The 13,888-nt window shown below is 65.3% G+C and carries 13 protein-coding genes; 10 read left to right on the top strand and 3 right to left on the bottom strand.

What is annotated here, in order from left to right; all coding sequences use genetic code 11:
* The first annotated feature begins 4 nt into the window (after nt 1-4).
* The 4 genes from AT984_RS10105 (at nt 5) to AT984_RS10120 (ending at nt 7,272) form a co-directional block, all read left to right on the top strand.
* Nucleotides 5-427, top strand: a complete 423-nt coding sequence (locus tag AT984_RS10105; RefSeq protein ID WP_058719987.1) for a hypothetical protein — start codon at nt 5-7, stop codon at nt 425-427.
* A gap of 103 nt (nt 428-530) precedes the next feature.
* Entirely contained in the window at nt 531-2,348 is a 1,818-nt protein-coding gene (locus AT984_RS10110) for a cyclic nucleotide-binding and patatin-like phospholipase domain-containing protein (RefSeq protein ID WP_058719988.1), read from the top strand.
* A complete protein-coding gene (locus tag AT984_RS10115; protein ID WP_058719989.1) occupies nt 2,321-6,580 on the top strand; it encodes a non-ribosomal peptide synthetase in 4,260 nt (1,419 codons plus the stop codon). Before AT984_RS10110 ends, AT984_RS10115 begins: the two co-directional genes overlap by 28 nt.
* Nucleotides 6,577-7,272 (top strand): TVP38/TMEM64 family protein, encoded by a 696-nt coding sequence (locus AT984_RS10120; RefSeq protein ID WP_058719990.1) that lies wholly within the window; start codon nt 6,577-6,579, stop codon nt 7,270-7,272. Before AT984_RS10115 ends, AT984_RS10120 begins: the two co-directional genes overlap by 4 nt.
* A gap of 70 nt (nt 7,273-7,342) precedes the next feature.
* Here the strand turns inward: AT984_RS10120 and AT984_RS10125 are convergent, their stop codons facing one another.
* Both AT984_RS10125 and AT984_RS10130 read right to left on the bottom strand, forming a co-directional pair.
* Nucleotides 7,343-7,990: a helix-turn-helix transcriptional regulator gene (locus AT984_RS10125; protein ID WP_058719991.1), complete on the bottom strand. Its 648-nt coding sequence runs from the start codon at nt 7,988-7,990 to the stop codon at nt 7,343-7,345.
* On the bottom strand, nt 7,987-9,132 hold the full coding sequence (locus tag AT984_RS10130) for an MFS transporter (protein WP_231741641.1): 1,146 nt from the start codon (nt 9,130-9,132) through the stop codon (nt 7,987-7,989). Before AT984_RS10130 ends, AT984_RS10125 begins: the two co-directional genes overlap by 4 nt.
* On the opposite strand from AT984_RS10130, the gene AT984_RS23235 reads away from it, so the two are divergent.
* From AT984_RS23235 to AT984_RS10155, 6 genes are all read left to right on the top strand, one after another.
* Entirely contained in the window at nt 9,131-9,394 is a 264-nt protein-coding gene (locus tag AT984_RS23235; RefSeq protein WP_197418295.1) for a hypothetical protein, read from the top strand. The genes AT984_RS10130 and AT984_RS23235 overlap by 2 nt on opposite strands.
* Nucleotides 9,395-9,549: 155 nt before the next feature.
* Complete coding sequence (locus tag AT984_RS10135; RefSeq protein WP_231741642.1) at nt 9,550-9,993, top strand: protein-tyrosine phosphatase family protein; 444 nt, start codon at nt 9,550-9,552, stop codon at nt 9,991-9,993.
* A gap of 1 nt (nt 9,994) precedes the next feature.
* The gene (locus AT984_RS10140) at nt 9,995-10,594 is read left to right on the top strand and encodes an RluA family pseudouridine synthase (protein WP_058719994.1); all 600 of its coding nucleotides are present in this window, start codon (nt 9,995-9,997) and stop codon (nt 10,592-10,594) included.
* A 3-nt stretch (nt 10,595-10,597) separates the two neighbouring features.
* Nucleotides 10,598-11,248 (top strand): DUF938 domain-containing protein, encoded by a 651-nt coding sequence (locus AT984_RS10145; RefSeq protein ID WP_058719995.1) that lies wholly within the window; start codon nt 10,598-10,600, stop codon nt 11,246-11,248.
* The gene (locus AT984_RS10150) at nt 11,245-12,015 is read left to right on the top strand and encodes an SDR family NAD(P)-dependent oxidoreductase (RefSeq protein ID WP_058719996.1); all 771 of its coding nucleotides are present in this window, start codon (nt 11,245-11,247) and stop codon (nt 12,013-12,015) included. Before AT984_RS10145 ends, AT984_RS10150 begins: the two co-directional genes overlap by 4 nt.
* A gap of 190 nt (nt 12,016-12,205) precedes the next feature.
* On the top strand, nt 12,206-13,186 hold the full coding sequence (locus tag AT984_RS10155) for a Tim44 domain-containing protein (RefSeq protein WP_058719997.1): 981 nt from the start codon (nt 12,206-12,208) through the stop codon (nt 13,184-13,186).
* A gap of 95 nt (nt 13,187-13,281) precedes the next feature.
* Here AT984_RS10155 and AT984_RS10160 read toward each other — a convergent pair whose 3' ends face one another.
* Nucleotides 13,282-13,812 carry a hypothetical protein gene (locus AT984_RS10160; RefSeq protein WP_156421980.1) on the bottom strand — a complete coding sequence of 177 codons (531 nt, stop codon included), beginning with the start codon at nt 13,810-13,812 and terminating at the stop codon, nt 13,282-13,284.
* Between the last annotated feature and the right edge of the window lie 76 nt (nt 13,813-13,888).

The raw sequence follows: 13,888 nt of genomic DNA on the forward strand, positions 1-13,888 counted from the left end.
CACCATGCAAGTTTCCCGACTGCTCGCCGCCCTGTTGTTGACGAGCGCCACCCAGGCTTTTGCTGCTGACCCGAGCTATCTGCTGGTCGATCACTCCAACGCGTCGCTGATGGACAAGACTACGGCCCAAGAAGTCTGGGCCAGCAAGGGCCCGGCCAAGTTCTACAAGTTCTACCCGGTCAAGAAGTGGGGCTTTGCCACGGACGTGGAAGGTGGCTTCGATGCTGACAAAAACTGCATCATCACCGCCCGCACCACCATGCTGCCACGCGGCGTGAAGGTGGACACCTTGGTCTTGCGGCCCGCCAAGTCGGCCACCACTTTTGGTGTGCAAGCCAACGCCACAGTCGAGCAATGCAAGGCCCTGGCCAAAGCCAAGCTGAGCGACAGCATGGACGCCGTGCGCACCGCCCTGCTGCACGACTGAAGCGCGTCATGAACGCCGCGCCGAGCTCGCAAGCCTTGAATGGCTTGCTTTTCGGCGCCATTTAATCAAGCCGGCGATTCACCCGCCGCCCTAGACTCAGCGCATGGAGCATTCGCTGAGTTTTCGCGTTCGCGTCGCCGAGGTGCTGCGTGCCAGCGCCGTCTTCGGCTCACTGAGCGAAATCGTGCTGCAGGCCCTGGTGGGCGTGATGGACGAGTGGCGGGTGCATGGCGGCGAAGAGCTGATCCGCGAGGGCGCGGAATCCGACAGCATTCTCTTCGTCATCAGCGGCGGCCTGCGGGTCTGGCGCCGCGACCGGAACGGTCGCGTGCTGCTCTACAACCAAGTCCAACCCGGCCAGAGTGTGGGCGAGCTGGGCATGATTCTCCAGCAGCCACGCGCCCAACATGTAACGGCCTTGCGCGACTCGCGCCTGGCGCTGCTGAGCCGCCAAGCCTACGAGCAACTCTTGCAGCGTTTCCCGCTCGAACTGAGCCAGGTCTTTCTCAAGGCCGTCTACGACCGCATGCGCAATGCCACGGACGCGGTCGCCGTTCAAGGCCTGGCACAAACCTTCGCCCTGGTGCCCTTGCATGCGGATCCCGGCGTCGGGCCACTGGCGCAGGAGCTGAGCCTGGCGCTGTCCAAGCTTGGCCGCACCGCCCATCTCTGCCAAAGCCCGGACGGCCAGCAACTGCTGCTCAATGGCGAACTTTTCACTGGTCAGGATTGGGCTCGGCTGGAGGATGAGCATGAATTCATCCTCTACGAAACCCCGGATCGCGATTGCGACTGGAGCCGCTTCGCCCTGCGCCAGGCCGACCAGCTGATTTACGTTTCTGCCGCGAATCAATCCCCCGCCCTGACCGCGGTGGAGCAAAGCCTGATGGGCGAGACCGGCTACGCTTTCAAGCGCCATCATCTGGTGCTGCTGCACCCCAGCGATCAAGCCGAACCGGTGCCGCCCGCCCCCTGGCACCAGGGCCGCGACCTGGAGCGCATCTACCCGCTGCGGCGCGAGCGGCGTGATGATGCCGAGCGCCTGGCCCGCTTTCTCACCGGCCGCGCCGTTGGCCTGGTGCTAGGCGGCGGCGGCGCGCGTGGTTTTGCGCATCTGGGCGTGCTGCGCGCCTTGCAGGAATGCCATATTCCCGTCGACCTGATTGGCGGCAACAGCATGGGCGCACTGATCGGGGCCCAGGTGGCTTGCGACCTCTGCCTGCCCGAGATCCTGCGCAACACGCAAAAGTTTGCCGCAGGCGGCGAGCGCCCTACCCTGCCCTTGATTTCCATCGTTGGCGGCCGCCGGGTCGAGCGCGACCTCAAGCGCATGTTTGGTGAGCGCTTGATCGAGGGCCTGTGGCGGCCCTATTTCGCCGCCGCCTGCAACCTCACCCTGGGCAATACCACCGTGCAAGACCAGGGCCCGCTGTGGCGCGCGGTGCTGGCCAGCAACTCGCCCGCCGGCCTCTTTCCGCCGGTGTTGTTGGATGGCCAGCTGCTGGTGGACGGCGCAATTCTGGAGAACGTGCCGGTGCAAGCCATGCGCATGCGCCTGGGCACGCCGCTGGAGCGGCGGCGAGGGAACGGCCGCATCATCGCCATCGATGTGGATGTGCGTGAGAACCTCAGCGCCGACCCCGGCCTGCAGCGCCTGACGGTGATGAGTACCCTCAAACGCATGCTCTCCGCCAAGGCGCCCTCATCGCCAAGCATTGCCGACATCCTTTACAGCGCCGGCCATGTTGGCGGCCTGAATCAGCGCTTTCGCACCATCGCCCAGGCCGACCACTATTTGGAGCCACCGGTGGCCGATTTTTCCCTCATGGCCTATGCCAAGGGAGCCGATATCGCCGAAGTTGGCTATCGCTACGCCATGGAAAAAATCAGTCAATGGGATCATCACCAGACCGGCCACTGAACGCCCCAGCGCTAACCCTGCCACTCTCGCTGAGCCAGCGCGAGGTCTGGCTGGATCAGCGGGCCTGGCCGGGCAGCGCCCACCTCAATATTGGTGGTGGCGCATTCCTGGTCGGCCGGCTGGATCTCGCACGCTTCGAGCACGCCTTGCGCCTGCTGGTGAACCGCTGCGACGCCCTGCGCCTGGCCCCGCTGGCCGATGGCACGCAACAGCTACTGCCCTTTTTTGAGCCCCGGCTAGAGCTGGTGGACATGGCCACTGGACACGGCCATGCCCAGCCACTTGACGCCTCGGCCGCCAAGCAAGCCATGCGCGATTGGTGGAATGCCCGCATCCGCGAGCCCTTTGTGCTGGGCGGCCAGCCGCCCTGGCGCTTCGCCCTGCTGCGCGCCAATGATGAGCTGCATGGCCTAACGATTCAGTTCCACCATCTGGTGATGGACGGCTGGGGCACCACCCAGGTGATGCGCGAATGGGCCGAGATCTACCAAGCCTTGGGCCAGGAAGCCAGACCCGGCGAGGAATTCGCCGAGCTGCATCAACTGATGCAAGTACGCGGGGCGGGCAATCAGCCCCAAGCGGCGCCCCCTGGCTCGCCACCCGCCGCATCCGCCCCCGCGGCCAGCTACCTGGACTTCATCGAAGAGTCCACGCAATACCAAGCCTCCGCCCTGTTCGAGCGTGACGCCAATTATTGGCGCCAGCATCTGCATGAATTACCCAAACCCTTGATCGAGCCACGCCGGCGCTTGGCCGCCGAGCCCGATGGCGGCACCGCAGCAAGCAGCGGCGCCAAGTCACTGCCGCCCGCCCATGTCGTGACCCAGCAGTTGGATCAGGCCGACTACGCGGCGTTGAGCAATGCCGCACTGGCCCTGGGGGCAACGCCCTTCACTTGTTTTCTGGCCGCCCTGGCGCTGTACTTCGCCCGCGTCCAGGAGCGCCAGTCGGTGCTGATTGGGGTGCCCAGCCTGAACCGCTCTGGCCGGCGCTTTCGCCAGACGCCAGGCATGTTTGTGGGCATTCTGGCCATCAAGATCCAGCTCGACCCGCAAAGCAGCGCGGCCGAGCTGCTCGCCCATGTGGCCCAACAAGTGCAAGGCGCACTGCGCCACCCGCGCTACCCGCTGAGCGATTTGAGCCACCAATTGCAGCTGCTGCGGGAGGGGCGCGACAGCTTGCTGGACGTGCTGCTGTCCTTCGAGCGGCAAGACTATGCCTTGGAGTTCGGCGCGGCGGAGCTGCAGGACTCGCGCCAGCTTTTTGCCGGCCTGGCGCGCTACCCGCTGGCCGTGACGGTGTGTGAATTCGCCGGTGCGGCCGACACCGAGATGGTGCTGGAAAGTAGCAGCCTGGCCTTCAGTGCCGCCGAAACCGCCATGCTGGGCCGGCGCATCTGGCACTTGGCCCAAACCCTGGTGCAAGAACCGCGCGATCGCTTGAGCCAGTTCGAAATTGTCCCTGGCGAGGAACGCTGGGCGCTGCTGGAAGGCTTGCACAAGGATCTGGCCCAGCTCGATGCCCCGCAGCCCTATATCGACTTGTTCGAGCACCAGGCCGCCTTGCGCCCCGAGGCCTGCGCGCTGATCTGGGAGCAAACCGAGGGCCAAGGCCAGGAAGGAACCACCTGCCAGCTGAGCTACTCGGCGCTGGCGCGTCGGGTCGAGTCCTTGGCGGGGCAGTTGCGCCAGCTCGGCGCGACCCGCAACAAGGTGGTGGCCCTGGCCGCCGAGCGTTCGCCCGAGATGGTGGTGGCCTTATTGGCCATCGGCCGCGCCGGGGCAGCCTTTTTGCCGCTGGACCCGCAGTTGCCGCACGCCCGCTTGGCCAGCATCTTGCTTGACAGCGAGGCCGTGGCCTTATTGGTGGACAGCCATTTGTCGGCCGAGCTGCCGCCACTGCATTCACGCTGCCTGCGCATCCCCAAGCTGAGCGAACCCATTCCCGCGCCCGAGCCTGCCGAGGCGGTGCATGCCGAATCTTTGTGGACCTGGGCCAAGGCCAGGCCCGAGGATCTGGCCTATGTGCTCTTCACCTCCGGCTCCACCGGCCGGCCCAAGGGGGTGATGATTGAACATGACACCTTGTCGCGCCGCCTGGCTTGGTTGTCGCGCGCCTGGGCCATCAATGCCGGTGACCGATCGGCCCAGGGCACGCAGCTGGGCTTTGACCCCGCGCTGATCGAACTCTTGCTGCCGCTGACCCAGGGCGCCAGCATCGCTCTGCCGCCCCCAGGCCGGCTGCACCCGCAAAAGCTGGCGGCCTTCATCCTCAAGCATGAGGCCACCTTCAGCGCTTTTGTGCCGACCACGCTTGGCGGCCTGCTGGCCGGCTGGCGCGGCAAGAACAGCAAGAGCAAGCAGCTCAAGCTGCGCGTGGCCTGCTGTGGCGGCGAGGTGCTGGCGCCCGAGCTGGCGCAGCGCTTTGTCGATGAAACCGGCGTGCGGCTCTACAACGTCTACGGTCCTACCGAGACGGCCATCTTCGCCACCGCCTGGCTGTGCCAGGGCAGCCAGGATGCCAATGGCGATGCAGAGCCTGGCATGCAGACGTTGGAGCCCAGCGGCGACATCCCCATCGGCCGCCCCATCGACGACACCCGCATCTACGTGCTCAGCCCAGACCTGGAGCCCCAGCCCTTCGGCGTGCCGGGCGATATCTTCATCGGCGGCAAAGCGGTGGCGCGCGGCTACCTGGGCCGCCCCGACCTGAATGCGCTGGCCTTTGTGCCAGACCCTTTTGTCGAAGCTAGCGTACCGCCGCAACGCATGTATCGCAGCGGCGACCGCGGCTGGCTGGACACCCTCGGTAATCTGCATTTCAGCGGCCGCAATGACCGCCAGATCAAGCTGCGCGGCTACCGCATTGAGCTGGGCGATGTGGAGGCGGCCTGCTGCGCCGTGCCCGGGGTCAAACAGGCCGTGGTGCAGAAAATTGATCACGAGGGCAAAGCCTTGCTGCACGCCTGGCTGGCGCTGGAGCTGCCGCTGGGCCTGCCCGAGGTGCAAGCCGGCCTGCGCGCGCGCCTGCCCGACTACATGCGCCCGAGCAGCTACTCCTTGATGGCCGAGCTGCCGCTGAGCAGCAATGGCAAGATCGACCACAAAGCCCTGCCTGCGCCGCTGCTAGCCGGCGTCAAAGCTGAGCACCGCGAAGCCAATACCGAGCTGGAGCGTGAGCTGCAAAAACAATGGTCGCTGGCCTTGCGCGCACCGCTGCCCAAGCCTGCAGCGTCCGAAGAGCACACGGCCGAAGCGCCCTTGCCCCTGGTGGGCCTGCACGACAACTTCTTCGACCTGGGCGGCGATTCACTCGCGGCCTTGAGCATTCTGGATGCGATGGAGCAGGTTCTGGGCCGCCGATTGCCGCTGCAATTGATCACCGACAACCCCACCATCGCCCAACTGGCCCAAACGCTCACAAAACCGCAAGCTCGGCCCGGTATCCTGCGCGCCATGAACTACAGCCCCGGTGCCGCTCCGCTCTATCTGGCCTCTTCCGGCCATGGTGATGTGATGCGTTTGCAAAACCTCGCCTCAGCCCTGAAGGGCGAGGTCAATCTCTTCATGCTGCAAGCGCCGCTTGACCCGGCGCCCGCCACCATGGCGGAATTCGCCAGCCTCTATGCCGACAGCATCCTGGCCCAGAACAACCCGCCCGGCTGGTTGGCCGGCTTCTCGGTGGGCGGCATCACCGCCATCGAAACCGCGAATGAACTGGCACGGCGCGGCCATGCGGTGCGCGGCCTGATCCTGCTCGACTCCATCCACCCCGACGCCATGTTTGGCGGCGCCGGCTCCTGGCGCACGCTGGGCTGGCTGGTGCAAAAACTGCATGTTCAAGACCTCAGCATGAACGGCCGCCGCCTGGGCGCCATGTTCAGCGACCCCGGCCTGATCAGCCAGGTGCTGGCCTTGCGTGGTTACCGCAGCGCGGGTTTTGAGGGGCCGGTGCTGCTGATCAAATCCACCGGCCTGGCCAGCTGGAACCGCTTGCTCTTCAAACCTTGGCAACGCCTCATGCCCAAAAGCATGGTCACGCGCGAAGTCAGCGGCTTGCACGGCTCGATTTTCGAGCCCCAGCATGTGGACCAACTGGCCAATGAGTTGCGGGAGTTTCTGCAGGCCTGTGAAGCGCTGGAAGGCCGCAGCGACGACGCCAGCGATGCCGAGCCCATGGGCACGCTGAGCGATGCCGCAGGTCAAGCTCTGCACTCAGGCTTGCCCGCATGAGCCCCTCGATGCACAAACGGCGCTTGCAGCGCCGGCTGATTCTGCTCGGCCTGTGCCTGCTGGCCTTGCTGGGCCTGGCCTTGGCATGGAGCAGCACGCCGCTGCGCGAAGCCCTTGACCCGGCAAAGCTATTGGCCCAGCTGCAAGCACGCGGTCAAGCCATGGGCCCGCTGCTGACGATTGCATTCTTTTCGCTCGCCGTGAGCCTGGCCGTGCCATTGAGCTTGCTGACCTTGCTGATGATTGCCGCGCTTGGGCCGCTGCAAGGCGCGCTGGCCAGTGTGGCGGGCGCCTTGATCGGCGCGGCGCTGAGCCACGGCGCCGGCAGCCTGCTGGGCCACGAGGCGCTGTGCCGCCTGGCCGGGCCGCGTGTGCAGCAACTCAGCCAAAGCCTGGGTGAGCGCGGCTTGCTGGCCGTCATCACCTTGCGCCTGCTGCCCGTGGCGCCTTTTGCGGTGGTGAATATGGTGGCCGGCGCCACCCATATTCGCTTGATCGATATGCTGCTGGGCACCTTGATCGGCATCCTGCCCTCCACCCTGGTGATGGCCTTTTTTCTGGACACCATTCTGCAGGCCGTCCAACACCCAGGGCCGCTGACCTGGGCCGTGTTGGCCGGGGCCCTGCTGCTGCTGGGTGTGGCCATGGCGCTGGTGCGGCGCTGGATGCGGCGGCAAGGTCGCGAGCTGTAGGCCGGCGGCTTGGCGGGTCAAAAGGCCAGCGGTTAAGCAAATGACTGCCGACGACTCGCCCAAGCGCGCGTCACACCCGCGCCTGAATTTCATACGCGCAGCGCCGCCCGCCGCTGAGTTGGTGCTCCACCCGCGCCACCTGCGCGCCCTCGCCCAAGCATGCTTGGAACAAGGCAAGCTCGGAGCGGCAAAAGCCCTGGCACTGGGTCGCGGCGGCGCAGATGGGGCAGTGGTCTTCAATCAACAGCAGCACCTGGCTCGCGCCGCGCCCTTGCCCTTGCCCTTGCACTTCCACCCGGGCCATATAACCTTCTTCGGCCCGCAGCGCGGCCAGCGCACGCACTTTCGCCGCCAAGCTGGGCTTGCCAAGCAGCCTGGCTTGGTAGAGGGCTAGGGTTTCACGCTCCCTGGCCTCAATCAATTGCTCAAGCGCCTGCGGCCCCAGCACTTGCGCGGCTTGACGGATCAGTTGCACGGCCAGGTCGCCATGCCGATCCGGGAAGCGGGCATGGCCGGCTGCGCTGAGCGACCAAATCCGTGTCGGCCGCCCGGCGCCGCGCACCTCATCCTCTGCGGTCAACAAACCCTGCTGCAGCAAGGCCTGCAACTGCTTGTGCGCCCCCATGGGCGTGATGGCACAGGCGGCAGCCAAGGTCGCCGCCGCCTGCGGCCCGCGGCTTTTGAGCTGGTAGAGCAATTGCTCGGCGAGCTTGCTCATGCCTGCGCCTGTCGACGCGCCAAGCGCAGCAAGGCCAGCGCGGCCAGCACGCAGCACAGCCCTCCCAGGCCCATGATCCAGCGCGTCGACAACAATGAGATCAAGCCACCCGCCAGCGCCACCGTGACGTTGGCAATGCAGAAAATGGTGGACAGCAAGCCCATCACCCGACCCTGACCATAACTCGCAAAGCGCTCAGACACCCAGGCCGGCAAGACCGCGTTGTAAAGTGCCAGCGGCGCGCCCAGGGCGATGATGACGAACACGCCCAAATGCCCCGGCAAAACCGCCAGCAAGCTCAAGCCCAGCGCCGCGCACAGTGCCAACAGTGCCGCGCCTTGCAGTGCCCGGCCATGGCCGCCGCGACTGAACTTGCCGGCAAGCACCGAAGCCAAGGTCATGGTGGCGCATTGGGCGGCGGTGACCCAGGCGATGCCGCGGCTGTCCAGCCCCAAGTTTTCCACCATCCACAGTGGCGCGAATTCGTACAGAGCGTTGATGCCCATGGTGTAGAAAAGCTGCATCACGAACAAGGCCGCCAGCAGCTTGTCGCGAGCCAACAGGCCCAGCGCTTGCTGCGCCCACAAGTCCCGCCATGACCAAGGTGCGGCGGCCTGCGCACCCGCCGCAGCGGGTACCCACAAAGTCAGCACCGCCAGGCAAGGCAGCATGGCCAGACCAGCCAGCACAAAGGGAACGGCTTCACCCAGCGGCAGCGTCAGCCCACCCACCAAGGGGCCCAAGAGCCAGCCCATGTACAAGCAGGAATTCAACCAGGCAAACGCGCGGGTGCGGTCGATTTGCTGGTGCATATCCGCCAGCAAGGCCCGCGCCACAGCCACATTGCTTTCGGTCAGGCCGGTGACGAAGCGGGCCAACACAAAGAGCAGATAGTCGCGTTGCGCCAGCGCCAAGGCACTCAGCAAATAGCTCACCAAGGTGGCGCTCAGCGTCACGGCCAACACAGCACGCCGGCCGTAGCGATCGGACAAGGGGCCGATGAACAAGCTGCCTAGCAAGATGCCCAGCGGATTGGCGGCCAAGGCCAGACCCATCAACAATTTGGGGTCCAGGCCGGCGAAATGGGTGAAGTTATCGACCGGCCCGCCGACAAAGATGGGCGCCAGGATCGGATAGGGCATGGACACGCCAATCGTGCTCATTAGCCCCAAAGCGCAGATCGCCAGCAAGACCCACATGGGGTGTTTCAAAGGCGGCATGGCTGCGGCTGCGCAGGGTGCAGCAGGCGCACTGCTTGATGCTTCTGGCGAACTGGCGGATGTAGGCGCTGGCATGTGGGCGGATGAGGAAGCGGCCAGCTGGCCGGTGTGCGGCGGTGATTGCGTTGACGTCATGCCGCCATCTTCGCAGGCCCGGATAGTTAATCAACTTTTTGTTGATTAACCCCATGCAAGTCAGGCCCAAGAGGCATGCCAAAGAAGCAAGCCGCGGAGAGGCACAATGCGGCGCTTGGTGTTCAGTTCACCACCCAATCCGCCCCAAGCTCCCCTCTTATTGCCATGCCATTTCGCAGTGTCACCCTTGCCCCCGCCCTGACCGTGAGCGGACAACTCTGGTTGCAATCCATGCCCGGCCGGCTGGAATCTTGGGGGGCCTTTCTGGATGAGGCCAGGCTGCGCCAGCTCAATCTGGTGGTGTGCCTGAACCCTCTGGAAGAGGTGGCGCAGCTCTCGCCCAGCTATCACAAAGCCATCGCCGAAGGGCGCTTGCCTTTTCGATGGCAGCACCTGCCGATGCGCGATTTCGGCCTAGGCGCCGACCCGGCCGCATTCACCCAAGGCGTCGAGCAAATCGCCCACAGCATGCGCCTGGGCGAGCAAGTGCTGCTGCATTGCGCGGCAGGCATTGGCCGCACCGGCACGGTGGCCGCTTGCGTCCTCAAGCATTTGGGCCTGAGCACTGAACAGGCGCTGGCTGCCGTTCGGGCAGCCGGCTCCAACCCGCAGTCGGCGCTGCAGTCCGGTTGGATCGACCGGTTCTAAATTGCAGATTCTTTTCGTCAACGAACAACTGCTGCTGATCAACAAGCCCAGCGGCCTGCTGTCGGTGCCCGGCCGGGGTGAGGACAAGCAGGACTGCGCCATCCACCGCGCGCAGGCGCAGTACCCCGATGCCTTGATCGTGCACCGCCTGGACATGGCCACCTCGGGCCTCTTGCTGATGGCGCGCGGGGCCGAGATGCAGCGCCGCCTGAGCATGGACTTCGCCGCCCGCAAGGTGCACAAGCGCTACATCGCCTTGGTGACGGGCCGGCTTGCCGCAGAGCCTGAGTGGCAGGAAGTCAATCTGCCCCTGCTGACCGACTGGCCCAATCGCCCACGCCAGAAAATCGATTTCGAGACCGGCAAGCCCTCGCTGACCCGCTACCGGGTGCTGAGCGCCAACGAGGCGCAAAGCCGCGTCGAGTTGGAGCCTGTCACCGGCCGCACCCATCAATTACGCGTGCACATGCTGGCCCTGGGCCACCCCATCGTTGGCGACGCCCTCTACGGCCAAGCCACCGGCGGCGCCATGTGTTTGCATGCCTGCTCACTCAGCTTGCCCGAACTGGGCCTGCACTTTGACTGCCCACCGGAGTTCTGAACCATGACCCTGCCTACGCCAATTCCAAACCACCCGGCTGCCCGCCACTCCCCGGCCGCCGAACGCAATCAAACGCCCATCGGCGAAGCGCTGCTGCGCCTGCTGCCGCCCACCGGCCTGGCGCTGGAAATCGCCAGCGGCAGTGGCCAGCATGCAGCGCATTTCAGCGCCCTGCTGCCGGGCTGGCTCTGGCAGACCTCCGATCCAGACGCGCAAGCCTTGGCCTCCATCACCGCCTGGAATCCCACAGGCTTGCCGCCGCTGCAGCTGGATGTCTGCCAACCCGACTGGGCGCTACCCGCCAGCCACCAAAGCCTGGACCTGGTGTTCTGCGCCAATATGCTGCACATCTCTCCCTGGGCCAGCTGCCAGGGCTTGATGCAAGGAGCAGGCCGCCACTTGAAAGCGGGCGGCCTGCTGGTGGTCTACGGCCCCTTCATCCTCAGCGATCAAGACACCGCCCCCAGCAATCTGGCTTTTGACGCCGACCTGCGCGCGCGTGATGCCCGCTGGGGCTTGCGCGAGTTGGATGCGGTCAAGGCCGAAGCCCTTGAAGCTGGGCTTGAATTGCACGACATCCAGGCCATGCCGGCCAATAATCTGCTGCTGGTGTTCAGCCGCCAGCCCAGTAACCCGAAGAAAGCACAAGCATGACAAGCCAGCCTCAAACCGCGCTCTACATCGTTACCGGCAGTTCGCGCGGCATGGGCGAAGCGATTGCGCGCCAATTGCTGGCCCCCGGCCATCTGGTGATTGGCATCGCCCGCAAGCGCAGTGCGGCTCTGCAGGAACTCGCCCTCGCGCAGGGCCTGGCGCTGGAACAGTGGGAGCTGGATTTGAATCAGCCCTTGGCGGCGGCCCAGCATTTGCAGGCCTGGCTGCAAGCGCAAGACCCGGCCCGCTTTTCTGAAGCCACCCTGATCAATAACGCCGGCGTAGTCGCTACGCCCGGACCGGTGGACGAGGCCAGCCTGGAAGAACTATCGAATGCCTTGCGCGTCGGTCTGGAAGCCTGCTTGCTGCTGAGTAGCGCTTTCCTGCGAGCCACCACCCAGCTGGGCGCGGCGCGGCGCATTCTCAATATCTCCTCGGGCCTGGGGCGCCGCGCCATGGCTGGCTCGGCCTCTTACTGCGCCGCCAAGGCGGGCATGGACAATTTGTCGCGCGCCATGGCCCTGGATGAAGCCGCCAAGCCGGCCGGCGCGCGCATCGTTTCACTGGCGCCCGGCATCATCGACACCGATATGCAAGTGGCCTTGCGCAGCGGCGACCCGGCCAAGTTCCCCGATGTGGCGGTGTTCGCCAATTTCAAGGCCAGCGGGCAGTTGATGAGCCCCGAGCAAGCTGCGGCAAAGGTTTTGACCATGCTGCAGCGCGAGGATTTCGGCAGCCAAGTGCTGGCCGATGTGCGAGAGGCGTGAACAGGTGTGAGCAACTTTGCAATTTTTTACGCAAAGGGCGCGCACCGAACAAAGCGAGCTTGAAGAAGGCTACCCTAGGCCCCACCTTGTGTCAGCGGGCTTTTCTGACCTGAGCCAGCAAGGCCAACGCCGGCCGGCATCCAGCCCATTTCAGCCCATATTCAGCCCAAGACGGCTTTGAGGAGATTTTGTGAAACGTGTTGTTCTGTCTGCACTGATTGCGGTTTGCGCCCTTGGCGTGGCCTCGTTTGACGCCCATGCCAAGCGCTTGGGTGGCGGCGGCTCCTCGGGCATGAAACGTGCCACCCCGACCCAGCCTCACGACGCCAGCAAGGGCGCCCCGGCCCAGCAAGCCACACCGGCTCCGCAGCAAGCGGCCCCGGCCGCCCCCGGCGCTCCGGCAGCCGCTGCTGCCGCCAAGCCCAAGAGCAGCTGGATGGGCCCGCTCGCCGGCCTGGCTGCCGGTCTGGGCATCGCCGCCTTGGCCAGCCACTTCGGCATGGGCGGCGCGCTCGCCAATATGATGACTATGTTGCTGCTGGCCGGCGCGGCCTTTTTCCTGATCCGCTTCTTGATGCGCAAATTCGCCACGCCCAAGCCTGATGGTCAGGGCATGCAGTTTGCCGGTGCTGGCGCGCCCTTCCAGCCTTCGCCAGCGCCTGTGCAGCCAGCAGCCTCACAGCCGACACCTTTGCAAGCCGCCCCGGTGCAGCCCAGCCAAACCGCTTTCACCGGCAGCTCCGTTGCCCCAGCGGCGACGGCTGCCGCTACAGCAACGGCCCCTGTCGCCCCTGCCCTGAACGATGGCTTTGACACCGCTGGTTTCGAGCAGCTGGCCAAACGCGTCTTCATCCGCCTGCAGGCCGCCAACGACAGCGGCGATCAAACCGATCTGCGACGCTTCACCACGCCCGAGATGTTCGGTGTGGTGCAACAAGAATTGCTGGACCGCAAGGGCGCCGCGCAACGCACGGACGTGCTGCAACTCGATGCCCAGGTGATCGAGCGCGCCCAAGAGAATGGCCAGCAAATTGTCAGCGTGCGTTTCTGGGGCCTGATCCGCGAACAAAGCGAAGCCGCTGCCGAGAACTTCGACGAGGTCTGGCACTTGGTTCGCCCGCTGGACGAAAGCCGCGAATGGGCCATCGCCGGGATTCAAGCCCGCGCCTGATCTGCCACCGTTCACACGGACAGCAAAAAGCCCGCTAGCGCGGGCTTTTTTATTGGCTGCGGCCGGCGGGCCGCTGAGTCATCAGCAAGCGCCAGTCAGGCGCCGCTCTTACCGGAACGCGCCACCGCCTCGTAGGCCTTGACGTCAGCGCTGGCCGAACGATTCACAGCCACATCGCCATCGAGTTGCGGCGCTGGAATGCTGGGATGCTTGAAGTCGTAGGCGCGAGCCTCCAAATTGCTGACCCGGCCGTCTTGGTTGGAATCGGCATCCTTGAAACGCTTCACCGAGCCGGTGGTGCTGGTGCTATCGACGGCGCTGGGCGCGGGGGCAGGTGCTGCATTGATGGCATTGGCCACGGCCGTTGACACCGGCGTCTCACTGAAGGCAGGCTCCGGCGGCGGCTTGCGCGGCTTAGCTGCTGGCTCGGCATCGGCCTGGGCAGCGCGGCGGGCACCTTCGCGGGAAATCTCCACCACGGCCGAGCCGGCATCTGCTGCACTCGCGGCAGCTGGGGCGGGCGCAGGCGGGCTCGCCTGCAGCTCTCGCCGTTTGCTGAGTTCTTCAAGTGCTGGCCGCTGGGCCAATCCGACGGAATCGGATGAATTCGATATTGATGCAATCATGGCAAACCTCCGCGAGGAAGACTTGACGAAGCCACCCAGAATTGAGCGCTCTAGACAAGAGAAGCGATCGAAAAAA

Source organism: Paucibacter sp. KCTC 42545, from assembly GCF_001477625.1.
In the GTDB taxonomy this organism is placed as follows: Bacteria; Pseudomonadota; Gammaproteobacteria; order Burkholderiales; family Burkholderiaceae_C; genus Paucibacter_A.